This window comes from Paenibacillus piscarius, assembly GCF_022234545.1.
GTDB lineage: Bacteria > Bacillota > Bacilli > Paenibacillales > Paenibacillaceae > Paenibacillus_AQ > Paenibacillus_AQ piscarius.
Window position 1 is genome coordinate 635,642 of sequence record NZ_JAIEUI010000001.1, and the last position, 21,971, is coordinate 657,612.

Consider the following 21,971-nt stretch of genomic DNA (forward strand, 5'->3'; position numbering starts at 1 on the left):
CTGTCTTTCTACAACTTTACCAGAAAACAGGATTTCAAACCTTAAGAAAGTATAAAAAAGCACCAATACTTTTTAAGATTCCGTTAATAAACAGCAAAAACCGGAACGGTCATGGATGCTCCATGCGCGCTCCGGCTTAATGTGAGACTGTAATCCAATACGATGGCTGTAAGCTATTCACCCTGGTGCAGCAAGGTCTTGCGCCAGTAATCCGGCTTAAGAGCTGAGACCTCTGAGCAGATGGCGGATGCTCTCCTGCTTGCGTCTGGGGACGCGCACGGACTTGGCATACAAGCCCATTTCGCCGAAATAGATGCAGTCATCTTCAATGGAGCTGATCTTGTTCAGATTGACATAACAGCTCCCGTAGACATGATAATAGCTGCTGTTTGAGAGTAAGCGGTTGAGTTGCTCGGCAGTCATTCTCTTTTTAATATTGTAGTTTCTGCCGTGAAAAATGACCAGGTCGTGACCTCCGACCTTAAAGAACAGAATGTCTGTCTCCACCTCGAAGTCCTCATATACATTTCTGGCTTCCAGCAGGCTGCTCATTCCTGTTCCCCCTTTATCCATAATTAACAGATATGTTAGCGCTTTCATTATAGCATACTCCAGAGCGTTTGAGAAGTCTTATTTTTGAAATGTTTTTTGTCATTTTTTCCGTTGCATTTGTCATCTCCCACGAAAAAATGTAAATTATAAAGATTAGAACTTGAAGGAGGAATGCCAGATGACGAAACAAACTAAGCTGCTGCTGTTCACTGGCTCTTACGCTACAGCGGAAGACAGCGGTGTTCAGGTGTTTGCATTTGACGGAGAAGCCGGAGGGACGCTTGAGCGGCTGGACACCGCCGAAGGCCTGACGAACCCGACCTTCGTGAATGTGGACCCTTCCGGGCTGAAGCTGTATGCCATTGGCGAGAAGCGCAGTGAAGGGGGCGGCAAGGAGGGGGAAATCATTACCTTCGCCATAGATCCCAAGACAGGCACGTTGACGGAGCTGGCACGGATCGCAACCATGCCGGCGGCAGGTGCCGGGCAGACTACTACCTGCAATATTAACAGAGATGCGGACAGCAGCTATCTCATTGTATGCAGCTATCACGGCGGATCGGTCGGAGTCCTCAGGCTGGATGCTGCCGGGCTGCCGGAGAAGCTGACCGATACTGCCCAGCATACCGGCCGCGGGGCGCTTCCCGGACAGGACCGGCCGCATCCGCACTCGGCGATCTTCAGCCCTGATGAGCGCTTCCTGTTCGTATGCGATCTGGGGCTGGATCTGATCCGCAGCTACCGCTTGGACAAGGAAGCGGGAACACTGGAGGCGCTTCAGGATACCCGGCTGCACGATGGAGCAGGCCCGCGCCATTTTGTGTTCCATCCCAACGGCAAATCTGCTTACGTCATCAATGAATTGGACAGCACCGTGACCTCTTTCCTGTATGATGCTGAAGCGTCCACGCTGCAGACTTCCTGCACTGTATCCACTCTGCCTGACGGACAGGCTGCTGAAGGCAACAGCTGCGCAGAGATCCAGTTCTCGAAGGACGGCAAATATCTGTATGGCTCCAACCGCGGTCATGACAGCATCGTGGTGTATGCAGTGGATGCGCAGACGGCCGGACTGACGCTGGTGGAGCATGTGTCTACCCGAGGCGGACATCCGCGCCACTTCACGATCACGCCTGACGGCGCCTATCTGATCGTGGCGAACCGGGACGGCAATAATCTGGTCGTCTTCTCTCTGGACCCTGCCAGCGGCCGTCTGGCCTTCACCGGACATACGGCTGAGCTGACGAAGCCTGTATGTGTGATGCCTGCCGTGTTCCCTGTATAAGATTGGGGTACGATCCTAAGTTCTGGAAACGGTCAAAAGGAACACCGGAGCAGCTTTCCGGTGTTCCTTTTGACTTCGGGGAGGGTTAAATGGCAATAGTGGGAGTAAGGCAGCCGTATTAGACGGCCTACTTGAGTGAGACGGGCTTCAGCGGCACTACAGTTGAGACTGCGGATTTGAAGAGCACGTTCTGCCTGCCGTCCCCCTGGCCCTGCAAGGTAATTGTATAAGCATCATAAGAGGTCACCAGTCCCTGCATTTTGACTCCGTTCGTTGTGAAAATAGTCACGGGCATCTTGGTTGTGATGCACTGGTTCAACAAACGTTCCTGCAATTTTAGACTTTCCACTTGGGCAGCACTCCATCTGTATATAATATAATTTCTCCAGGCCATTATAACACGGGACAGTCCTTCCCAGGAAATCTGTTACAGGCTTGATCAATAGACAAGGGGGCAGTTATGCTATATTATCGTTACTGGTCCAGAGGCTTCCGGCGGTTTGTCTGGTTTGCGCTGGCCTTCATCCTGATTGCTATGCTCGTTATGCTGGGCGGCGCTGCCGGCTTCGACCGTGCCGTAATCGGATTCGTGCAGTCCATGGAATCCCCGCCGCTGACAGCGCTTGCCAAGGGCTTATCCCTGGTCGGCTCCTCTATGCTTGCGGTCGGAATCTCGCTCGTGACCATGCTCATCCTGTTCTTCGCGCTGAAGCATCGCATGGAGCTTGTACTGTTCCTGTGTGTCGGCCTTGGCTCCCAGCTGCTGAACACGCTGCTGAAGCAATGGTTCCACCGGGAGCGTCCCAGCATTCACAGGCTGATCGAGCAGGCCGGATACAGCTTCCCCAGCGGGCACTCCATGGCCGCCTTCTCATTATACGGAGTGATTGCGTATCTCCTGTGGCGGCATATGCGCAGCGGAAGCGAGAGGGTCCTGCTGATCCTGTTCACGGTGCTGATGACGGGGGGAATCGGCTGGAGCCGGATCTACCTGGGGGTGCATTATCCAAGCGATGTCATCGGGGGGTATGCGGCAAGCGGTGCCTGGCTGATGCTGTCCGCGGCTTGCTTCGAGGCCTACAACAACCGCAAGGCGCGCAAGGAATAGAGCCCGCAACCCTAAGAGTAGAGTCTATACAGCACGAAGGATGCCCGCAAGTGATAAGCCGGGCATCCTTCGTATGCTGTGCATTGTTGCCGGGGAAGCAGCGGGCTGGCCCGCTGCCCTCACGGATGAATCCGGCCCGTTTACGGGGCCTTCGTTGCAGCCGGGGAAGGGGACGGCTTCACCTGGTGCAGCTGGGCGGTGCGGTTCAGGCTGCGCTTAATCAGCACCGGCAGGCCAGGCTTCAGCTTGGCGGCGTCCTCCGGCTTCAGCTTCCCCTCCCTGACGAATTCATCCAGCTTGAGACTGGCGGCTTCGCTCAGCTTCTGGACGTACTGCTCTTCGCTCCAGCCCTTCTTCTCCTTGGCCAGCCCGGCGAGTGTCTTGCCGGAGGCCAAGCTTCGGATCAGCTCAGAGCGGTCCATGCCCAGGAGACCTGCGGTCTCGTTCACGATGAAATGCGCGCCGGCTCTGAAGTTCCGCTCCCCGTGATGGTGGTGGGGATGACCATGCTCCGGACCGGCGTGGACGGAATCTCTCGGTGCGCCTGGAGTGGCCCGGGGCGGCTGCTCGGCCCAGGCTGAGACTGGAGCCGCCGCAAGCATTATGGCTGCGGCCCAGACGGTTATTGTTCTTGTTCTTTGGCTCAAATGGGATCACCTCTTCTTCACGTTTGGACGGCCTGAAATTCGCCGGCACAGTTCATGGGTAATAAAGTGTGTGCAATTATTAGGGATTCACCGAATGCCCTCAGGATATACATACATGATTCAGATCAGCAATTACTATAATAAGCACATGCTTCGGGGAGGGATGAATTTGGCTTTTGGCGCCCGCATACTCAAGACCGGAATGGCCGTTACGCTTGCGCTGTATCTGTCCGTTCTATTTAACTTTGCTTCTCCTGTAGGGGCAGCCATTGCGGCGATCTTCGCCATGCAGCCGTCCCTGTACAGGTCCTGGCGGTATTTCCTGGATCAGATTCAGACCAGTACCATGGGGGCGGTGATCGCGCTGCTCGCCGGAATGGTGCTGTCCAATGAACCGATTGCGGTCGGGCTGGTATGTATTCTGGTCATTATGATCAGCATGAAAATGAACCGCGCCGACACGATCGGCCTGACGCTGGTCACCGTTATCTCCGTCATGGAGGCCTCCGGGCAGTGGCAATTTGCGTTAACCCGGTTCCTGCTGACATTGACCGGCATCCTCTCAGCTTTTATTATCAATATATCTGTATTTCCGCCGCAGCCGCGCAAGCAGTACATCCAGCAGATCGAGAGTGTATTCACGAGCCTGTCGCTGCTGCTGCGGACCGCTGTCTCCCATGAGATGAAGGAAAGTGTCTTCCGGGATGAGAAGAACGGCCTGGAGGGCTCGATCAAGGCGCTGGCTGACAAGTATGCCTTGTTCGAGGAAGAGCAGAAGCAGCTCAAGAGGGCCAAGTACAGTCAGACCAGACAGATGGTTGTCTATAAGAATCTGCTGAATTCGCTGCAAAAAGGGTATCAGGTACTCGAAGCTATCGACCGCCACTATTTCCAGGCCGAGCGCACGGAGCATACGGATGAGCTGTTCGACCGGCATCTGGAGCAGCTGATCAAGTACCACGAATACATTCTGCTGAAATTCGAGGATAAGCTGAAGCCCGGCGCGAATGACTCGGAGCCGCTGGCGGAAGACAATGATAACTTCCTTAAGGCCGCGATTGACGGCTATGACCCGGCGAAGGCCGGTCAGCTCCGTCTGTCAGTGGTGGCGGCAGCTATCTATGATTACGGCTACCAGCTGGAGCGTCTGGATAAGGTGGCTGACCAGATTAACCGGATGAACGGGGAGGACAAGGACAGCACCGTGCTTCATGACAAAATGTAAACGGACGCTGTATTCAGCGAAAGCGAATAAGTGAACCTTTCAAAGGGGATGAGATGCACTTGGACAAACAAGATCGAGAGTGGCAGAAGGAGCAGCAGCGGGTAACAGGAATTACCAGGCTGTTATCCGGCCGTATCCGGCTGCTGTCGGAGGAGCTGGGACTCCACCGGACAGATGTCGTGGATATGCGCAAGGACTTCTGGGAAGAGGTGACCGTGAACTTCAGCAGCCCGGACGATCTGGGGGAGACCTCGACCAGCCTGCGGCAGCAGGCCCAGATTCTGAATGAGCGTGAACGCCATCATCTGCAGTCCAGTAAGGCGCTTAAGAAATATAAGAAGCTGGTCGTCTCCCCTTATTTCGGGCGGATTGATTTCAAGGAATCCATAGCTGAGCCGGCTGAACGGATCTATCTCGGCATCGGCTCGCTGATGGAGGATGACGGGACCTTCCTCATCTATGACTGGCGGGCGCCAATATCGAGCTTATATTATGATGGCGCACCGGGTCCTGCCGCCTATGAGACGCCCGGAGGTCTGATTACCGGGACGATGGAGCTTAAACGCCAGTTCGTCATCGACGACGGCGAAATTGAGGTGATGTTCGACACCGGTATGACGATCGGCGATGAGCTGCTGCAGCAGGTGCTGAGCCATAGTGCGGATGACCGGATGAAGTCGATTGTGGCTACCATCCAGAAGGAACAGAATGCAGTGATCCGCAATGACCGCAGCCGGATGCTGGTGGTGCAGGGGGCAGCCGGCAGCGGGAAAACCTCGGCGGCGCTCCAGCGGGTAGCCTATCTGCTCTACAAATACCGCGAGGTGCTTCAGGCCGATCAGATGCTGCTCTTCTCGCCGAACCCGTTGTTCAACAGCTACGTATCTACGGTGCTGCCGGAGCTGGGCGAGGAGAATATGCAGCAGACCACCTTCCAGATGTATCTGGAGCACCGGCTGGGCCAGGAGTTTCAGCTGGAGGATGTGTTCAGCCAGACGGAGAGCCTGCTGAATGCGCCGGATGCACCGGAGGCTGCAATCCGCAGAGAAGGCATTGCCTACAAGTCTTCTGTGGTGTTCCTGGATGTTATCCGGCGTTATGTGAACCTGCTTGAGCATGAGGGGATGCTGTTCAAGCCGCTGATGTTCCAGGGGCGGGCGGTGGTCAGCAAGGAAGAGATGGTGCGCCAGTTCTACAGCTATGATCCCGGAATCAAGCTGGCGAACCGGATTGAACTGATGACAGGCTGGCTGCTGAAGCGCGTCGCTGCGTTCGGGACAGAAGAGCGGACTGCGGCATGGGTGGATGAGCAGATCGAGCTGATGGACAACAGCGATTATCAGCGGGCCTACAACATGATGCGCCGCAAGGGCGGCGGACATAACGAGAGCTTCGATGATTATGAGATGGAGCGGGTCCTGCTCGCCCGGTATGTGGTGAGCCAGAAGCTCAAGCCGCTGCGCGGGTGGACCAAGCGTGGCCGGTTCGTGGATGTGAAGGGCCTGTACAGCAGACTGTTCCAGGACCGCGTATTCATCGAGAGCCTGGATAACCGCCAGCCGCTGCCTGAGGCGTGGGAAGAGATTTGTGAATATACACTGGCTGTGCTTGGCCGGAATGAGCTGGCGTATGAGGATGCCACTCCGTTCCTGTATTTGAAGGAGCTAAGCCAGGGGTTCCGCACGAATACGCTGATCCGGCATGTCATTGTCGATGAGGTGCAGGATTACTCCCCGTTCCAGCTCGAATTCATGCGCCGGTTGTTCCCGCGGGCCAAAATGACGGTGCTGGGCGACCTCAACCAGGCCATCTATGCCCAAGGAGAGGTGCTTGGTGATCTGGCCGGACTGGTCAGTATCTACGGGGAAGAGAATACCGAAGTGATCTCATTAACCCGCAGCTACCGCTCCACCTATGAGATTGTTGAATTTACCCGGGCAATGATTCCCGGCGGCGAGAAGATCATTCCCTTCAACCGGCGGGGAGAGGAGCCGCTGCTGACCGTGGTGGACAGTGAATCAGACCTGCTCTCTTCCGTGGAGAAGGATGTGCTGGGGCTTCATGCCCGGGGCTATCACTATGTGGCGGTCATCTGCAAATCGGCCGAGGAGAGCGCACAGGTGCACAGCGCACTGGAGCAGAAGCTGGGGGTGCGGCTGGTGACGAAGGAAACGCCTAATTTTCAAAAAGGGACACTGGTGCTTCCCGCCTATCTCGCCAAGGGTGTCGAGTTCGATGCGGTGATCATCTATGACGGCTCAGCCGCGAAGTACGGCCGGGAACATGAGCGCAAGCTGTTCTATACCGCCTGCACCCGGGCTATGCATCTGCTGCATATCTATAGCCTGGGACAGCCCAGCCCGTTCCTGCCTGCTGCGGTACGCGAGACGGTTGCGGCAGGCACAAGCCAGAACTGAATATAAAGAAGCCGCCTGCGTATATCGTGCAGGCGGTTTCTTCTTGTTATGACGAGAGGTGAGTTATACCCGGCTTAGTGCTCCGGCCGGAGATAAGAATGGCGAGATACACAGCGAGCAACAGAGCAGGGGCAAGGATGGAATAACGATACATTACCGCATAGCTGGTATATAGAGCGATTACGCCGAGCAGCATGGAGCCGACGGCTACGCCCAGATCGAGCGAATTGAAGAACATTCCGTTGGCGAAGCCGCGCTGGCGCGGTCCGACCGACTGGATCATCCAGGTCTGCAGCGCCGGCTGCATTGAGCCGAAGCCGATTCCGTAGCAGAGGGCAGCGGGGAACAAAGCGGCTGTGGACGAAGCATAAGACAGCAGCAGCAGACCTGCGGAGATGAACAGGCTGCCCGGAATCAGCAGGGCAGCCGGACCGAAGCGGTCATAGATTCTGCCGGAGAGCGGGCGGACAATGACGATGGCCACGACATTGAACAGGAAGAAGTAGGCGATATGCGGGAGCTGCCGCTCCGCGCCGTATAGTGCCAGGAAGCCCAGCAGTCCTCCGTAGGAGATGGACAGCAGGAAGTTAAGCAGGCAAGGCAGCAGTAATCTGCGGGAAGCTCCGCTCCCGGAGGCGGAAGCCGGAGCTTCGTGCGGCTCCTGATGCCCGGCGGGCAGAGAGCGGGCCAGGCGGAAGCCCAGCGGCAGAATCAGCGCCAGTGCTGCCGCAGCGCCGAGCAGCAGGGAGCCGAAGCCCGGACCCTGCAGCAGGCTCAGGCCGATGAGCGGTCCTATCGACATGGCCAGACTGGTCGAGAGGCCGAAGTAGCCCATGCCTTCACCCATCCGCCGGACCGGGATGACATCTGAGGCCATGGTCGGGAATGCGGTGCTTGTCATGCCGAAGCCTATGCCGAACAGCACGCGCAGCAGCAGCATAACAAGGATACTGCCGGTGAAGTAATATCCGGCCAGCGCCGTCAGCAGAATGGCAAGGCCGAGGAAGATCAGCAGGTTGCGGCCGCCCTTCTCCATCGCCCGCGCCGAGAACAGGCGGGCGACGATGGCGCTGAGCGCAAACAGGCTGGTCACCAGGCTGACCTGTACCGATGTGCCATGAAGAGTGTCTTCAACATAGGCAGGCAGAGTGGATAAGGTCATTTGCAGTGCGGTGAATAATAACAGGTTGCAGAGTGTAAGTGTGACGAAGGATGAGGTCCATAACCGTTCGGGTGACTGTTTCAATGTTTCTAATGGTTTCAACGAGGCAGACTCCTATTCATGTTGTAGATTTCCGGTGTTGTGGTAGATATGCTCCAGCATACTGCGGAGCTCTTCAAGCTGCTGTGCACTGAGCCCGGCTACAGCTGCGTTCGTGGCCTGGCGCTCCAGTGAAAGCGTACTGTTGATCAGCTCTTTCCCCTCTTCGGTTGCATAGAGCTGGAAGGCCCGGCGGTCCCCGGGATTAGGCTGTTTGCGGATGAAGCCCTTCTTCAGCAGCAGCTCCACGATCCGCGCGGTGGTCGGCTGGTCTTTGGCGGCCGTATCGGCTACTTCCTTCTGGTTCATTCCGCTGCGGTCGCAGATGATCAGCAGGGTGGACCATTGCTCGGGGGTAATGTCATACGGCTTCAGCGCCCGGGCGAAGCTGACAGAGATCCGCCGGTGGGTTGAGCCCAGCAGGAAGCCGAGAAATTGCTGCGGGGAGGAATCGGACAGGGAATTGCCCAAGGAGTTAGACAAGGAATTGGAGGAGAAACTGGACAAGGAACTGGGCAAGGAATCGGACGAGTGATCAGACATCATGAGCATGCTCCTTAGATATACTTGTTATGACAATTATAATTATAACAAGTAATTTAGTCAAGGGTTAGGCGTTGAGGCGGGGCAACTGAGTGGGAGGGAGGAAAGTAAAAGGTAGAGTCCCAAGTACCGTTCCTGCGCATCAAATATAATCGGTTTTTCGACTATATCCAGCCAAGTGTCATCGTGCGAGGGAAATGAAATCGGTTTTTCGACTACATCCGTCCAAGTATCATCATGTGAGCGAAATGTGATCGGTTTTCCGACTACATCCGGCCAAGTATCATCGTGCGAGCAAAATGTAATCGGTTTTTCGATTATATCCAGCCAAGTGTCATCGTGTGAGCGAAATGTGATCGGTTTTTCGACTATATCCAGCCAAGTGTCATCGTGCGAGCGAAATGTAATCGGTTTTTCGACTACATCCGGCCAAGTATCATCGTGCGAGCAAAATGTAATCGGTTTTTCGACTACATCCGTTCAAGTACCATCGTGTGAGCGAAATGTGATCGGTTTTTCACACACATATTACTTGCCTGCACATCAAAAAGCCCCTCTCCGCAGAAGCGGCAAGGGGCTTGGGAAATCAGTAATCAGATAAAGTGTGCTTAAGCCTTCGGAACAGTCTCCCAGTCCTTCAGGAACCGCTCGATTCCGTTGTCGGTCAGCGGGTGCTTCCAGAGGGAAGGCAGCAGGGTGCCCGGGATAGTAGCGATATGCGCGCCGGCGAGGGCGGCCTGCTCCACATGGGCGATGTTGCGGATACTGGCGGCGATGATCTCGGACTTCAGGTCATAGTTGGCCAGAATCGTCTTCAGTTCCTTGATCAGCTTCATGCCGTCTACACCGATATCATCAAGACGTCCGACGAACGGACTGATATAAGTAGCTCCTGCCTTGGCTGCCATGAGGCCCTGTGCCGCGGAGAAGATGAGGGTTACGTTGGTTTTGATGCCTTTCTTGGTCAATTCATAGCAGGCTTCCAGGCCATCTTCGGTCATTGGCAGCTTGATAACCACGTTCGGAGCCCATTCTGCGATCTCGTAGGCTTCCTTCAGCATCTCTTCGGCCTTAAGCCCGATAACTTCGGCGCTGACAGGACCGGGAACGATAGCTACGATCTCCTTGATGACATCCTTAAACAATCTGCCTTCCTTGGCGATCAGCGACGGGTTCGTCGTTACGCCATCCACTAAACCGAGGCGGGTGATGCGTTTGATTTCCTCAATATTTCCGGTATCCAAGAAAAACTTCATTTCCAGAATCCTCCCTTGATTTCGTATGGATTGACAAACAGCAGGCTCCACTTCATTATGAGACATGCCAGGTCAAGTTTCAACTGTTAATTTGAATATCTCAAAATAACTTTATGGACCGGCAGTAAAACTCATTTTCGCAGCATGACGCATCACGGGCTACTTCTGCCGGGCATAATTCCATGATAATATAGAAGCGGTATGGTTTCATAACAGGCGATTGGCTGGTGAAAATAATGTTTACTATACTTGCAGGCGCCGTGCTGTTTCTGCTGCTGGCCGCCGGAATCATCGCATACCAGAACAGCAGAATCCTCGCTGAGCAGAAGACGGAGGCATCGAGACCGCATACCGGCAAGCGGATGTATTCCGTCTATAATCAGAGCTTCACCCCGGAGACGGAGCTGCCGGCAGCGGTTCCGCTGTTTCAGTTCACGGCAGGTGAGGGCGGAGCGGAAGCCGTCCGCGCCTTGTGCAGGGTCGCCGCCGGTACAGGCGAAATGGCTTTATCCGAGGCGCAGCATTATATGCTGGGCATTCTCCGCCAGGCCGCGCTTCAGGGAGGCCTGCTGAAGGTAGCAGCTTTTGCTGATAACGCTGTCTACACGGGAGAGAAGGAATTGATCCAGGCGCTGGAGGCTGCGGCGAGGGAGGAGGCAGAACATGCAGATCACCGTCAACAGGATCGTTCTGACGGTTGAACAAGGCGACATTACCGCCTGGAATGGCGAGATGATTGTGAATGCTTCGAACTCCGGTCTGTACGGAGGCGGAGGGGTGGACGGGGCGATCCACCGGGCCGGCGGCCCGCGGATTGCTGAAGAATGCGCCGAAATCCGCTGCAGGCAGGGCGGCATTCTCCCTGGTGAAGCGGCGCTGACCAGTGCGGGCCTGCTGCATTTTCGCGGCGTGATACATACGGTCGGACCGATCTGGAAGGGCGGCTCCGCCGGAGAAGCAGTGGTGCTGTCCAGATGCTACCAGAGCAGTCTGGATCTGGCTTGCGCCCAGGGGGTGCAGAGTCTGGCTTTTCCGAATATCAGCACCGGGATCTATAACTTCCCGAAGGAGCTGGCCTGCCGGACAGCGCTGGATTCCGTCATTCAATATGTGCGCGGGAAGGACCCGGCAGAGCTGACACTGCGGCGGATTGACTTCGTGTGCTTCGAGCAGGATAACGCCGAGCTGTACCGTGCGGAATTAGAGGCTTACAGCTAAGCAGGGAGTACATCACTGGCAGCAGCCGGGACTCACGCGTGGTATTTGCCTACGGGTGCGTTCAGTACCCATTCAAGCATCAGGACCATGTCCTGTACCCGGGTCAGCTGGACCTCCAGGCCCGCACGCTGCGGGTCATCTCCCGGCAAGGCGGCAAGCCGCGACTCCAGCGATCTGCGCTGAAGCGTCATTTCGTTGATTTTGGACTGAATCTGGTTCTCGGTTCTCATCCGGGTTCCTCCTGACAGGCAATTTGCAAATTGTATTACCAACGGGACGGCTTGGCCGTCGCTTGCTTCATCCATTATACCGGATAATTTGGAGGGAATAAAATGAGTATCAATGTGAAACAGCTGGCTGCCGAGAAGGCCGTAGAGTATGTGCAGGACGGCATGAGGGTGGGGCTTGGTACAGGCTCAACAGCGTATTGGGCTATTCAAAAGCTGGGGGAGCGGGTTAGCGGCGGCTTGCAGATAACTGCTGTAGCCACCTCCCAGGCGTCCGAGGATCAGGCCCGGGAGCTGGGCATTCCGCTCGTCTCCTTCGGCGAGGTGGACCGCCTGGATCTGACCATCGACGGTGCGGACGAGCTGGACGGTGAGCTGCAGCTCATCAAGGGCGGCGGCGGCGCACTGCTGCGCGAGAAGATTGTCGCGATGGGCAGCGACCGGATGATTGTTATCGCCGATGAGAGCAAGGCGGTCAGTACACTCGGCAAGTTCCCTCTGCCGGTCGAGATTGTCCCGTTCGCCTGGGAGTGGACGGTTGCTGATCTGGCCAAGCTCGGCTGTAAACCGGAGCTGCGGCGCAGCGGGGATGGACTGTACAAGACGGATAACGGCAATTACATAGCGGATTGCCATTTCGGAGCCATCGCCTCAGCGCCGGAGCTGGCGTTGTCCCTCCAGCGTATTCCGGGCGTCGTGGAGCACGGCCTCTTCATCGGTATAGCCAGCATAGCGATTATCGGCAAAAGCGACGGCACTATCGAGATTGTTGAAGGTGGCGGAGATCGCTAATCCGCGTACCCGGAGCCGGAAGGGGAGGGCAGCCGCCCCGGCGGGCAAGCATATGTTATCGCCGGGACGGCGTTTTTGTGCCGGCTTGCTGCTGACTGCTTACAGTGCCATGCTGCTCTATTGGATGTTCCTCGGCTTCGGACGGACGATGCAGCTCGATGGCCCGCTCCGGTACAACCTGGAGCCGCTTCGCACCGTGCGTTTGTATTTTGACATGAGTAACGGCGTGTCGTATGCGAACCGGATGGTCAATCTGCTGGGGAATGTAGCGGTGTTTGCGCCTGTAGGCCTGCTGCTCCCGCTGGCTGCACCGCGTTATTATTCCTGGCTCCGGCTAACGGTGCTGTCTGCGCTATGCATCATGCTGCTGGAGCTGCTGCAGATGGTCCTGCATGTCGGGAGCCTGGATATTGATGACCTGCTACTGAATCTGCTGGGTGTATGGGCCGGTTACGTGCTGCTGCGGCTGGTGAGGGGTTAGCGGTTGCCGTTAGGGTACAGGGATCCACAAGGTGAATGGAGGAATTAATCAATGTTAATCGATATTAAGCCGCTGGCAGCAACACCTGAGGTGAACGAGCTGCTGGGCTATGCGGTGATGGATGACCCGGAGGCGCTGGAGCGCGCTTCGGCAGAGTACAAGGAGCTCCCTGCCCTGCAGCTCTGCGGCTGGGAAGAGGAAGGCCTGCTGGTCGGGATTACCGGCTATGAAGAGACGGAGGATGGATCGCTCGATATTCGTCATATCGCAGTGCTGCCGGAGAACCGGGGTAAGGGGTATGCCCGGGGGATGATTCTGGAGCTGCTGACCGCCCGTCAGCCGCGTTATGTGGTGGCTGAGACGGAAGACGAGACCGCCGCCGACTTTTACCGCAGCCTGGGGTTCATGGTGTACAGCCTGGGCGAGAATGCCGCCGGTATTGAGCTGTTCCGCTGTGTGTACGAAGTGGAGGAGTCAGAGGACGACGAGTAAAAAATGAATGGAGCAGCTACTCCGCACTTAATGGTGCAGGGTGGCTGTTTTTTTATGCCGAAAATTCAATTGACTTTTGCAGAAAAGGACAATATAGTTTTACTGTGAAACAGTTCTACACGTGAACTATAAGGACGGAAGGAGGAACCGGCTTTGAGAAAAGATGCAGAGGAATGGATTAACCGCTACGTAGAGGCTTATATGGTCGTTACCAGGCAGATCAACTCGCGGCTCCGGGATATTTTTGGAGAAGGCCTGACCTCGGATCAATTCCGCATTCTCAGGCTGATTGGCGGGCAGGAGAAATGCACCTCCACCTATCTGGCCGAGGCTGTGGCGGTAGGCAAAAGCTCGATCACAGCGATCATCAACCGGCTGGATGAAGCGGGCATGATTCAGCGGACCCGGGATGAGAATGACCGGAGGCAGGTGTACCTGACAATGACGGAGCGGGGGAAGAATGTGTATGAGACCTCTCAGAAGCAGATGCATGAGCTGATCTCCCCGTATCTGTTCCATTTCGATAATAAGGATATTGAGCATTTCGTTGTGATGTTTGAGAAGCTGGCATTTCTGATGCAGGAACCGGGAGGGCGAAGTAATTGAGAACGATTCTGAAGGCAAAATGGGTGATTATTGCGGTATGGCTGGCGGTGGCGGTTGGGTTATTCCTGAGTGCCCCGCCGATGTCAGAGCTGGTACGCGAGAAGGGGCAAATCTCCGTTCCGGCAGGTTATTCCTCTTCAAGAGCTGCTGAGATCATGAAGGAGGTGGCGGCCGCCAAGGACGGGGAGACGGTGCATCAGGTGGCGCTGGTGTTTCATAAGCCGGAGGGCTTGACGGACGCTGACACTGAGAGCATTAAGCAAGGAATTGAGCAATTGGCCGGGGAGAAGGACGCCCTGAAGATCAGCACAGTGACTGATCCGTTCGCACAGCCTGAGCTTAAGGATACGCTGATCGCCAAGGACGGCAAGACAATTATGGTCGCTTTGTCGGTTAAGGGCGGGGAAGAGGCGGTTAAGGAACTGCCGGCAAAGACGGCTGCACTGCTGGATAAGGTCACTGCAGAGCATTATATGACCAGTGAAGGACTGATTACGGAGGATACGATTGCCAGCTCGGAGGCCGGGCTCAAGAAATCGGAGTATATCACCGTTGTATTCATCCTCCTGATTCTGTTCGTGGTGTTCCGCTCGTTCGTGGCTCCGTTTGTGCCGCTGCTCACGGTGGGGCTTAGTTATATCGTGTCCCAGTCGGTGGTGGCCTTCCTGGTGGACCGGTTCGATTTCCCGCTGTCCACCTTCACCCAGATCTTCATGGTTGCCGTTATGTTCGGGATCGGTACCGACTACTGTATCCTGCTGATCAGCCGGTTCAAGGAGGAGCTGGTTCAGTCTGAGGATACCAAGAGCGCCATTATCGCTACTTACCGCAATGCAGGCAAAACGGTCTTCTTCTCGGGACTCGCGGTCTTCGTCGGCTTCGTGGCGATCGGCCTGTCGCAGTTCATGCTCTACCGATCTGCAGTGGCGGTGGCGGTTGGCATCGCGGTGATGCTGCTGGCGCTGGTGACGGTCGTTCCGTTCTTCATGGCGGTGCTCGGTCCCAAGCTGTTCTGGCCGTCGCGCGGCAAGCTGGAGCATAGCGAGAGCCGGCTCTGGGGGGCAGCAGGCTCGTTCTCGCTGAAGCGTCCCTGGGCTGCGCTGCTGATTGTGGCAGCAATTGTTGTACCGTTCCTGCTGACCTACAGCGGGAAGCTGAGCTTCAACAGCATGGATGAGATCGGGCCGAACTACGCGTCGGTCAAAGGGTTCAATATCATCGCCGACAGCTTCGGTCCAGGGGAATCCATGCCGGGCAAGATTGTCATCAAGAACGATGACCGGATGGATAATGCGGAATATATAGGCCTCGCTGAGAAAATCAGCCGTGAGCTGGAAAAGGTAGATGGCGTTAAGGCGGTACGCAGCATGTCGCGGCCGACCGGGGAGCAGATCAATGACTTCCTGATCCCAACCCAGGTCGCTACCTTAGCTGACGGTCTGGATCAGAGCAATGAAGGCTTAACCAAAATTCAGAACGGGCTGAGCGAAGCGAGCAAGCAGCTGAAGGACAACGGGCCGAAGCTGGCAGAAGCCGCCTCAGGCAGCGCAAAGCTGACCGAAGGAACGGCCGAGCTGAAGAAAGGCATTGCTGCACTGGGCGACGGGCTGACGAAGATCGAACGCGGCATCCGCAGCGGCTCCGCCGGAGCCGGCGAGATTAAGGCGGGCCTGTCGCAGGCGGCGGCCAGCGCGAAGCAGCTGGCCGATGCGAATGCGGCCCTGCTTGAGGGCTACAAGAAGATCGGCAGCGGGCTGACCGCGCTGGATGGCGGGCTGAGCGGACTCAAGACTCAGCTTCAGTCCGTGGCAGATGCACTTACCGGTCTGGGCGGCGCGTTCACGGGACTGGAAGCCGCCCATCCCGAGCTGCAGCAGGATGTGAATTACCAGACCATCAAGGGCACGGTCACCCAGAGCGGCGCCGGCGCTGCCAAGCTGGCAGGCGGACTGGGCCAGATCTCGGACCAGTTAAGCGGTGTTGCGGCCGGATTGACGGAGGCCAATGCCGGCTATGCCAAGGCAGCCGCAGGGCAGGCGGCGCTGGCGAAGGGCCTGAACCAGCTTGTAGCCGGTATCGGCCAGCTGCAATCCGGCCTCAATCAGGCTGCTGACGGCCAGGGGCAGATTGTCGGCAAGATTCCGTCCATCACAAGCGGGCTGGATCAGCTGCAGGGCGGCCAGAAGCAGCTTGCCGACGGCTTCGGCGAGCTTAGCGGACAGCTCGGCAAGCTGACGGACGGACTTACGCAGAGCGCGGACGGTCTGGGCCAGATCACCGGCGGCCTCAGCTCTGCACAGGATTATCTCAAGCAGATTGAGGCGCTCAAGGACGATGAGCTGAGCGGGTTCTTCGTACCGGCGGAAGCACTGGAAGCCCAGGGCATTCAGCAGGTCTTCGACAACTATCTGTCGGGAGACCGCAAGGTCATGACGCTGGATGTTGTTTTTGCCGGAAATCCATACAGCTCAGAGGCCATTGACAGTGTTCCGCAGATTCAGGCTGCGGTGGACCGTGCGGTCGCAGGCACTAAGCTGGAGAATGCTGAAATCGCCATGAGCGGTGTGACCAGCACTTACAATGATCTTCAGCAGATCTCCAATAAGGACTATACGCGTACCGTGATTCTGATGCTGGGCGGTATTCTTCTCATCCTGGTGGTGCTGTTCCGCTCACTGATTATGCCGCTGTATGTCATCGTTTCGTTGTTAATTACGTATTTCACGGCGCTTGGCATCACCGAAGCGATCTTCGTACATCTGCTGAACTACTCGGGCATCACTTGGACGACGCCGTTCTTCAGCTTCGTCATGCTGATTGCCCTCGGGGTAGACTACAGCATCTTCCTGATGGACCGCTTCAATGAGAACAAGACCTGGGATGTGCGTGAAGCGATCCTTCATGCTATGCGCAACATGGGAACGGTCATTCTGTCCGCCGTAATCATCCTGGGCGGCACCTTCGCCTCGATGTACCCGTCCGGGGTACTGTCGATGATGCAGATTGCCACGGTTGTACTGTCCGGTCTGGCGCTGTTCGCCCTGGTGTTCCTGCCGTTCTTCGTGCCGGTGATGGTGCGGATGTTCGGGCGGGCCAACTGGTGGCCGTTCACACCCGGGGCTGGCGAGGACCAGCCTAAATCGCTTGATATGTGACGTTTTGCATTACTAGAGATGCAACAAAAGAGAGCAGGCTTCCCGGTTATCTGGGACCTGCTCTTTGGCTGTTTACAAAGAAAAAATAAAAAATCACCATGCCGATGTAACCATATCGTCTTGTACATCATCTAAAGTGTATATGAAAAAAAGCACTGAATGGGATGCGGCAGCTTCCCGGTAGAAGGGAGGCAATCAACTTTGGACACCGGACAAGAGGATCTGGTCAGGCGGGCCCAGGCGGGCGACAGCGAGGTCTTCATCCAACTGGTGAAGAGCCGGGAGCGGCGGATGTACAGCGTGGCCAAGTCCATGGTCAGAAGTGATGAGGATTGTGCGGATGCGATGCAAGAGACGGTACTGAAAGCTTTTAAAGCCATCTCAGGACTGAAGGAAGCGGCTTATTTCAACACATGGCTGTTTCGGATTCTGATTAACGAATGCAATATGATTCTGCGCAGACGGGAGCGGGTAGTCGTCATGTCCAATCCGCCGGAGAGTGTACAAGCCAGCCCTTCGTCCGCAGAAGAGCTGGATCTGCGCCAGGCCATTGGCAGGCTCGAAGAGATATCAGGGACCATTGTTAAGCTGCATTATTATCAGGGGCTGACCGTGCAGGAGATTGCCGGGCTGCTTGAGCTGTCAGAGAGTGCGGTCAAGACCAGGCTGCACCGCGCCCGAAAGACGTTACAGCAATTCCTGGAGCAACCTGTGGAAAGGAAGGTGAACGGATGAGCCAGCAGCGGTTGGAGAGCAGACTGGCAGACCTTCAGGAAGAGACTCTTCCTGAACTGCCGGAGCTTGTGCATCTGCGGATGGAAGAGACTTACCGGATCATCAGTGGAAAGGATGAGGCGAGCTTGGAGGCAGCTTCAGAGCCTCAGGAGACGCTCAGACGCAAAAGAATACCCCGGTGGCTGTCCCGGGTGATGATCAGTGCAGCAGCTGTGGCCGGAGGACTGGTGCTTCTGATAAGCCTGGGATTCATCTCCCCGGCCATGGCAGAGACCTTGAAGCAGCTGCCGTTCATGTCAAGCGTATTCCAGCTTGCAGGAGATGCCGGGCTGCGAAAAGCCAATGAAGCAGGGTTAACCACAAATGTGGAGCAGACCGTTACTCTAGATGGCATGACCCTCAGGGTGTCGGAACAAATGTATGACGGAAGCCGCTTTTCGGTGGTGCTTACCCGTGTCCAGGCAAAGGAGGATCAAAAAAAGGAGGACTGGTGGGATTTACTGACCCGAAGAGGGCAGCCGGCGGGAGGAATAAATAACATCGAGTTTATAGTGAACGGAGTAAAGGTCAACACCGGATACGGGTTTGCCCGGGGAGGTAGAGGCGCACCTGACTCTATCATTGTTACAGCACTGGATGGAGCGAATTTACAAATCCCTGACCAGTTTGACCTCACTATGTTAGTTCTTATTGATGGAATGGATGAGAAATTCCGCTTTGAGTTTCCCGTTAGCAAAAATACGCTGGGTGACCTTGTGCTTGGCCCTGGAGAGACCAAGGTACATGATCATATCCATCTCCGTTACACACGGCTGGAACTTAGCCAGACGTCAACCCGTCTGCTAACCGAAGTTAAAGGAGAACCTGGCGCGGATCTCAAGGCGATTGAGGAAGCCATTCCAGATAAATACAAGAATATGGGGATTTTAATGATCGGGTTCGAGCTGTGGGATGATCAAGGGAAAAAGGCTGTTCTTGTTAGCGGCGGCGGCAGCGGTGAAGGGGATACGTTCTCGCACAGCATGGTCTTTGAACCTTTTGAGCATAGGCCGAAGTATGTAATTATTAAGTCTTATGTTACATTAAAGGGTGGGGACAAGTACATTCCCGAGCTGGAGATGACCGTTCCTATACCCTAAAATAAAACACCCTCCGGCCACTGCAATATGCAGCAGCCGGAGGGTGTTGCGGTTAATAACCTAAGTCAGTACGCCTCTTCAACGCAGCTTCGCGAAATAACTGCGCAGCGCCCAGCCGCGTTCCTGGCGTTTTTTATACTTGGGCAGCGAACGGTAGACGGCCAGCGATTCGTTAAACGCCAGCTTGGCATCCTCCGTCCGGCCCAGCGCCTTGTACATGGAACCGGCCAGATAATAGGCTTCGCTGGAGGAGGACTGGATCTCCTGGAACTGGCTCACATAGTGCAGCGCCTTGTCCTGGTCGGTATGGCGGAAGGTCTCGGCAAGACGGAGGTATGGCTGCCCGTATTGCGCCCGGCGGTTGATGTCCAGACCCTTGAGCATCTGGGCTTCGCCTTCGGGAAGCTGCCCCAGCTTCAGGTTGGCATAACCCAGCTCCACCCAATACTCCGCAGAGGTCTCGTAACGGTCGGCGATGGCCGTCAGCAGCTCCTTGGCTTCGCTGTAGCGCTTGCGCTCAATCAGCAGCCGGGCCAGATCGAACCTCGCGGTTACATCGTTCGGGTTCTGGGCAATGGTCGTCCGCAGCTTAGACATCTGGCGGCTGCGCCGGAAGGGCTTGCCCAAGCTGGGGAGAAGGCCGACATAACGGCGGTCCAGGAAATAGAGAACGACGAGCAGAATGATTAGCGCGAGAAAAGGGTTACCGAGCAGCCGGTACAGCAGCAGGAAACCGATAAATTTCATCATGAATAATAAATTCCCTCCATTACAGTTATGTACAGTTGAGCTTCCTGCGGCGGATAGGCAGCAGGGCAATTATACCATATCCGCCTTTTTCAAGGCCATGCCCAAAAACGTAAGAAGGCTTCTGCCGGGACGTTCTGCCGGATTTGACAGCCCGCCGGGGCAAGTCTTAAGCTGTGGATACAGCCAGATGCTCGTATTAGCTATAATAGCTTGTATGAGAATGCTGTATTCCACTAATCTGCTGAGAGAAGGAAGAATAATGAAGACACTTGCGAGTGAAGTCAGGCTGCGCCTGCTGGGCCAGTCCGAATTGTCTGTATCTCCGCTTGGCCTTGGCTGCTGGCAGTTCAGCCGGGGAAGCGGTATCGTAGGCCGGTACTGGAGCAATCTCAGCGACGCGGATATTCTGGAGATTGTGCGGGTCAGTCTTGAGGGCGGCATGAATTGGGTAGATACAGCTGAGATATACGGCGGCGGCAAATCGGAGCAGGCCCTGGCCCATGTGCTGGATCAGCTCGCTCAGGAAGGCAGCCCCCACGCCGCTCCCCTGATTGCGACCAAGTGGTGGCCAATGCTGCGCACCGCAGGCTCCATTACCGCAACGATTGATGAGCGCATTGCTGCATTGGGCGGAAGAGACATCGATCTGTACCAGATCCATCAGCCGTTCTCATTATCCTCCATTGCCAGCGAGATGAAGGCGATGGCCGGATTGGTGCAGGCCGGCAAAATCCGTTATGTCGGAGTGAGCAACTACTCGGCCAAGCAGATGACGGAGGCGCACCGGTTGTTAGGCACTTACGGCCTCAGCCTCGTCTCCAACCAGGTCAAATACAATTTGCTGGACCGGAGAATCGACCGGAACGGGACCATGGCGGCGGCCAAGGAGCTGGGCATCTCGATCATTGCCTATTCCCCGCTTGAGCAGGGGATTCTGACCGGCCGCTTCCATCATGATCCTTCGCAGGTGGCGGCCGTGTCGCGGTCCCGGCGGCTGATGTCCGGCCTGGATGACAAGAGTTTGGCCCGCAGTAGGCCGCTAATTGCTTCCCTGACTGCGCTGGCTGACAAATACGAAGCCACGCCCGGCCAAGTCGCACTGAACTGGCTGATTCATTATCATGGCGACACCGTAGTTGCCATTCCCGGCGCTTCCAAGGCCCGCCATGCCCGCGAGAATGTCGGCGCCATGACCTTCCGGCTGCAGCCGGAGGAGCTGGAGCTGCTGAATGAGGCCTCCTGGGCAGCCCTGAAGAAGTGACCGGTAATAACCTGTAATCGGGTGGTGAACCGAACGAATGAGTGAAAAGTACTGGCTGGTGGTGCAGTATCCCCTAAAGAGTGCCAAGGGCAGCCAGCGTGATGAATGGCTGAGAAGCAAGGTAACGGAATACTTGAACCTTTTTCTGGAAGAGGCTGAGTTGGGCTATGTAGATGGTTATGATATGGGCAGAAGCGTGGCAGATCCGGCTAAATATGTGCTTAACCTATTCTGTGTCGTGACGGACGAACAACGTGCAATCTCTCTGGTCAAACGAGTGCTGAAAGAGCACAGGCTGGACTATACGCGTATCTCCATTGCCACGATGCCTTATGCGGGTGGGGGCGATGGTACGTATATGCTGAAATACGCGTCCAAGAAAGGCGTGACGGAGTTTTCGTTATAACGGCCAAGCACGAAGTATTATGCAAGTTATGATGATAGCGGCGGGTCCTGACTTATTTTAAGTCCGGGCCGGCCGCTATTTTGCATAATCATCCAGTTGTTTCGCGAAAAACTGTTTAGGATTGGAAAGAGCGGTTTAAATAAGGGATAAGATGCTTCGCAATCACGCAAAAATGAGTAAAGACGGAGGGAGGTTGAACCTTAATGAGTATGAGCGTACATAATCTTATGGCTTTTAATCATAAGTTTTTTAGACCTCAGCCTGTGCCCGAGCTCAAGATGCAGCGGCATGACGACAAAGCCAAGAGCTTCCAGGATGTCCTGGAGGAGAAGCTGAGCGCTTACGGCGATAAAAAGAAATAACCTGAGAGATTGGACTAATATAGGCAACTAATACACGCATATACGCAGATAAT

At 55.8% G+C, this 21,971-nt stretch carries 24 protein-coding genes; 16 read left to right on the forward strand and 8 right to left on the reverse strand.

Going from position 1 to position 21,971, the window contains the following annotated elements:
- Nucleotides 1–216 precede the first annotated feature (216 nt).
- The gene (locus tag K1558_RS02885) at nt 217–600 is read right to left on the reverse strand and encodes a LytTR family transcriptional regulator DNA-binding domain-containing protein (RefSeq protein WP_238649848.1); all 384 of its coding nucleotides are present in this window, start codon (nt 598–600) and stop codon (nt 217–219) included.
- Nucleotides 601–730: 130 nt separating this feature from the next.
- Between K1558_RS02885 and K1558_RS02890 the strand changes: the two genes are divergently transcribed.
- On the forward strand, nt 731–1,837 hold the full coding sequence (locus tag K1558_RS02890) for a lactonase family protein (RefSeq protein WP_238649849.1): 1,107 nt from the start codon (nt 731–733) through the stop codon (nt 1,835–1,837).
- A gap of 127 nt (nt 1,838–1,964) precedes the next feature.
- Here K1558_RS02890 and hfq read toward each other — a convergent pair whose 3' ends face one another.
- A complete protein-coding gene (hfq, locus tag K1558_RS02895; protein ID WP_238649850.1) occupies nt 1,965–2,186 on the reverse strand; it encodes an RNA chaperone Hfq in 222 nt (73 codons plus the stop codon).
- A 111-nt stretch (nt 2,187–2,297) separates the two neighbouring features.
- Here hfq and K1558_RS02900 point away from each other — a divergent pair, with 111 nt between their 5' ends.
- Entirely contained in the window at nt 2,298–2,945 is a 648-nt protein-coding gene (locus K1558_RS02900) for a phosphatase PAP2 family protein (RefSeq protein ID WP_238649851.1), read from the forward strand.
- A 140-nt stretch (nt 2,946–3,085) separates the two neighbouring features.
- Here K1558_RS02900 and K1558_RS02905 read toward each other — a convergent pair whose 3' ends face one another.
- Entirely contained in the window at nt 3,086–3,592 is a 507-nt protein-coding gene (locus tag K1558_RS02905; RefSeq protein ID WP_238649852.1) for a hypothetical protein, read from the reverse strand.
- Between the two features lie 169 nt (nt 3,593–3,761).
- Here K1558_RS02905 and K1558_RS02910 point away from each other — a divergent pair, with 169 nt between their 5' ends.
- Nucleotides 3,762–4,817, forward strand: coding sequence for an FUSC family protein (locus K1558_RS02910; RefSeq protein ID WP_238650016.1), 1,056 nt, complete (start codon nt 3,762–3,764; stop codon nt 4,815–4,817).
- A gap of 53 nt (nt 4,818–4,870) precedes the next feature.
- Complete coding sequence (gene helD / locus K1558_RS02915) at nt 4,871–7,234, forward strand: RNA polymerase recycling motor HelD (RefSeq protein ID WP_238649853.1); 2,364 nt, start codon at nt 4,871–4,873, stop codon at nt 7,232–7,234.
- Nucleotides 7,235–7,280: 46 nt separating this feature from the next.
- Here helD and K1558_RS02920 read toward each other — a convergent pair whose 3' ends face one another.
- The 3 genes from K1558_RS02920 to fsa form a co-directional block, all read right to left on the reverse strand.
- Nucleotides 7,281–8,498: an MFS transporter gene (locus K1558_RS02920; protein WP_274528335.1), complete on the reverse strand. Its 1,218-nt coding sequence runs from the start codon at nt 8,496–8,498 to the stop codon at nt 7,281–7,283.
- Nucleotides 8,499–8,510: 12 nt separating this feature from the next.
- Nucleotides 8,511–9,041, reverse strand: coding sequence for a MarR family winged helix-turn-helix transcriptional regulator (locus tag K1558_RS02925; protein ID WP_238649854.1), 531 nt, complete (start codon nt 9,039–9,041; stop codon nt 8,511–8,513).
- 605 nt (nt 9,042–9,646) lie between these two features.
- Nucleotides 9,647–10,294: a fructose-6-phosphate aldolase gene (gene fsa / locus K1558_RS02930; RefSeq protein ID WP_238649855.1), complete on the reverse strand. Its 648-nt coding sequence runs from the start codon at nt 10,292–10,294 to the stop codon at nt 9,647–9,649.
- Between the two features lie 236 nt (nt 10,295–10,530).
- Between fsa and K1558_RS02935 the strand changes: the two genes are divergently transcribed.
- Complete coding sequence (locus K1558_RS02935; RefSeq protein ID WP_238649857.1) at nt 10,531–10,995, forward strand: hypothetical protein; 465 nt, start codon at nt 10,531–10,533, stop codon at nt 10,993–10,995.
- A complete protein-coding gene (locus K1558_RS02940; protein ID WP_274528336.1) occupies nt 10,958–11,512 on the forward strand; it encodes a macro domain-containing protein in 555 nt (184 codons plus the stop codon). Before K1558_RS02935 ends, K1558_RS02940 begins: the two co-directional genes overlap by 38 nt.
- Before the next feature lie 32 nt (nt 11,513–11,544).
- On the opposite strand, the gene K1558_RS02945 is transcribed toward K1558_RS02940, so the two are convergent.
- A complete protein-coding gene (locus tag K1558_RS02945) occupies nt 11,545–11,742 on the reverse strand; it encodes a hypothetical protein (protein ID WP_238649858.1) in 198 nt (65 codons plus the stop codon).
- A 108-nt stretch (nt 11,743–11,850) separates the two neighbouring features.
- On the opposite strand from K1558_RS02945, the gene rpiA reads away from it, so the two are divergent.
- From rpiA to K1558_RS02980, 7 genes are all read left to right on the forward strand, one after another.
- Nucleotides 11,851–12,531, forward strand: a complete 681-nt coding sequence (rpiA, locus tag K1558_RS02950; RefSeq protein ID WP_238650019.1) for a ribose-5-phosphate isomerase RpiA — start codon at nt 11,851–11,853, stop codon at nt 12,529–12,531.
- Nucleotides 12,515–13,012 (forward strand): VanZ family protein, encoded by a 498-nt coding sequence (locus tag K1558_RS02955; protein ID WP_238649860.1) that lies wholly within the window; start codon nt 12,515–12,517, stop codon nt 13,010–13,012. Before rpiA ends, K1558_RS02955 begins: the two co-directional genes overlap by 17 nt.
- A 51-nt stretch (nt 13,013–13,063) precedes the next feature.
- Nucleotides 13,064–13,504 (forward strand): GNAT family N-acetyltransferase, encoded by a 441-nt coding sequence (locus tag K1558_RS02960; protein ID WP_238649862.1) that lies wholly within the window; start codon nt 13,064–13,066, stop codon nt 13,502–13,504.
- A gap of 153 nt (nt 13,505–13,657) precedes the next feature.
- On the forward strand, nt 13,658–14,110 hold the full coding sequence (locus K1558_RS02965) for a MarR family winged helix-turn-helix transcriptional regulator (protein WP_238649863.1): 453 nt from the start codon (nt 13,658–13,660) through the stop codon (nt 14,108–14,110).
- On the forward strand, nt 14,107–17,265 hold the full coding sequence (locus K1558_RS02970; RefSeq protein WP_238649864.1) for an MMPL family transporter: 3,159 nt from the start codon (nt 14,107–14,109) through the stop codon (nt 17,263–17,265). The genes K1558_RS02965 and K1558_RS02970 overlap by 4 nt, the downstream gene beginning before the upstream one ends.
- A 201-nt stretch (nt 17,266–17,466) precedes the next feature.
- Nucleotides 17,467–18,000 (forward strand): sigma-70 family RNA polymerase sigma factor, encoded by a 534-nt coding sequence (locus K1558_RS02975; RefSeq protein WP_238649865.1) that lies wholly within the window; start codon nt 17,467–17,469, stop codon nt 17,998–18,000.
- Nucleotides 17,997–19,139: a DUF4179 domain-containing protein gene (locus K1558_RS02980; protein WP_238649866.1), complete on the forward strand. Its 1,143-nt coding sequence runs from the start codon at nt 17,997–17,999 to the stop codon at nt 19,137–19,139. The genes K1558_RS02975 and K1558_RS02980 overlap by 4 nt, the downstream gene beginning before the upstream one ends.
- A gap of 78 nt (nt 19,140–19,217) precedes the next feature.
- On the opposite strand, the gene K1558_RS02985 is transcribed toward K1558_RS02980, so the two are convergent.
- Entirely contained in the window at nt 19,218–19,889 is a 672-nt protein-coding gene (locus K1558_RS02985; RefSeq protein ID WP_238649867.1) for a tetratricopeptide repeat protein, read from the reverse strand.
- Between the two features lie 259 nt (nt 19,890–20,148).
- Here K1558_RS02985 and K1558_RS02990 point away from each other — a divergent pair, with 259 nt between their 5' ends.
- The 3 genes from K1558_RS02990 (at nt 20,149) to K1558_RS03000 (ending at nt 21,918) form a co-directional block, all read left to right on the forward strand.
- Nucleotides 20,149–21,150 carry an aldo/keto reductase gene (locus K1558_RS02990; RefSeq protein WP_238649868.1) on the forward strand — a complete coding sequence of 334 codons (1,002 nt, stop codon included), beginning with the start codon at nt 20,149–20,151 and terminating at the stop codon, nt 21,148–21,150.
- 37 nt (nt 21,151–21,187) lie between these two features.
- Entirely contained in the window at nt 21,188–21,556 is a 369-nt protein-coding gene (locus tag K1558_RS02995; RefSeq protein ID WP_238649869.1) for a hypothetical protein, read from the forward strand.
- Nucleotides 21,557–21,759: 203 nt separating this feature from the next.
- A complete protein-coding gene (locus tag K1558_RS03000) occupies nt 21,760–21,918 on the forward strand; it encodes a hypothetical protein (RefSeq protein ID WP_238649870.1) in 159 nt (52 codons plus the stop codon).
- Nucleotides 21,919–21,971 lie beyond the last annotated feature (53 nt).

Bases quoted from the DNA above. Each gene is read 5' to 3' on its own strand.
- K1558_RS03000 (WP_238649870.1), top strand. From the start codon at position 21,760: ATGAGTATGAGCGTACATAATCTTATGGCTTTTAATCATAAGTTTTTT.
- K1558_RS02925 (WP_238649854.1), bottom strand. From the start codon at position 9,041: ATGATGTCTGATCACTCGTCCGATTCCTTGCCCAGTTCCTTGTCCAGT.
- K1558_RS02980 (WP_238649866.1), top strand. From the start codon at position 17,997: ATGAGCCAGCAGCGGTTGGAGAGCAGACTGGCAGACCTTCAGGAAGAG.
- K1558_RS02960 (WP_238649862.1), top strand. From the start codon at position 13,064: ATGTTAATCGATATTAAGCCGCTGGCAGCAACACCTGAGGTGAACGAG.
- K1558_RS02935 (WP_238649857.1), top strand. From the start codon at position 10,531: ATGTTTACTATACTTGCAGGCGCCGTGCTGTTTCTGCTGCTGGCCGCC.
- K1558_RS02990 (WP_238649868.1), top strand. From the start codon at position 20,149: ATGAAGACACTTGCGAGTGAAGTCAGGCTGCGCCTGCTGGGCCAGTCC.
- K1558_RS02890 (WP_238649849.1), top strand. From the start codon at position 731: ATGACGAAACAAACTAAGCTGCTGCTGTTCACTGGCTCTTACGCTACA.
- K1558_RS02945 (WP_238649858.1), bottom strand. From the start codon at position 11,742: ATGAGAACCGAGAACCAGATTCAGTCCAAAATCAACGAAATGACGCTT.
- helD (WP_238649853.1), top strand. From the start codon at position 4,871: ATGCACTTGGACAAACAAGATCGAGAGTGGCAGAAGGAGCAGCAGCGG.
- K1558_RS02900 (WP_238649851.1), top strand. From the start codon at position 2,298: ATGCTATATTATCGTTACTGGTCCAGAGGCTTCCGGCGGTTTGTCTGG.
- K1558_RS02885 (WP_238649848.1), bottom strand. From the start codon at position 600: ATGAAAGCGCTAACATATCTGTTAATTATGGATAAAGGGGGAACAGGA.
- K1558_RS02995 (WP_238649869.1), top strand. From the start codon at position 21,188: ATGAGTGAAAAGTACTGGCTGGTGGTGCAGTATCCCCTAAAGAGTGCC.
- K1558_RS02985 (WP_238649867.1), bottom strand. From the start codon at position 19,889: ATGATGAAATTTATCGGTTTCCTGCTGCTGTACCGGCTGCTCGGTAAC.
- K1558_RS02940 (WP_274528336.1), top strand. From the start codon at position 10,958: ATGCAGATCACCGTCAACAGGATCGTTCTGACGGTTGAACAAGGCGAC.
- fsa (WP_238649855.1), bottom strand. From the start codon at position 10,294: ATGAAGTTTTTCTTGGATACCGGAAATATTGAGGAAATCAAACGCATC.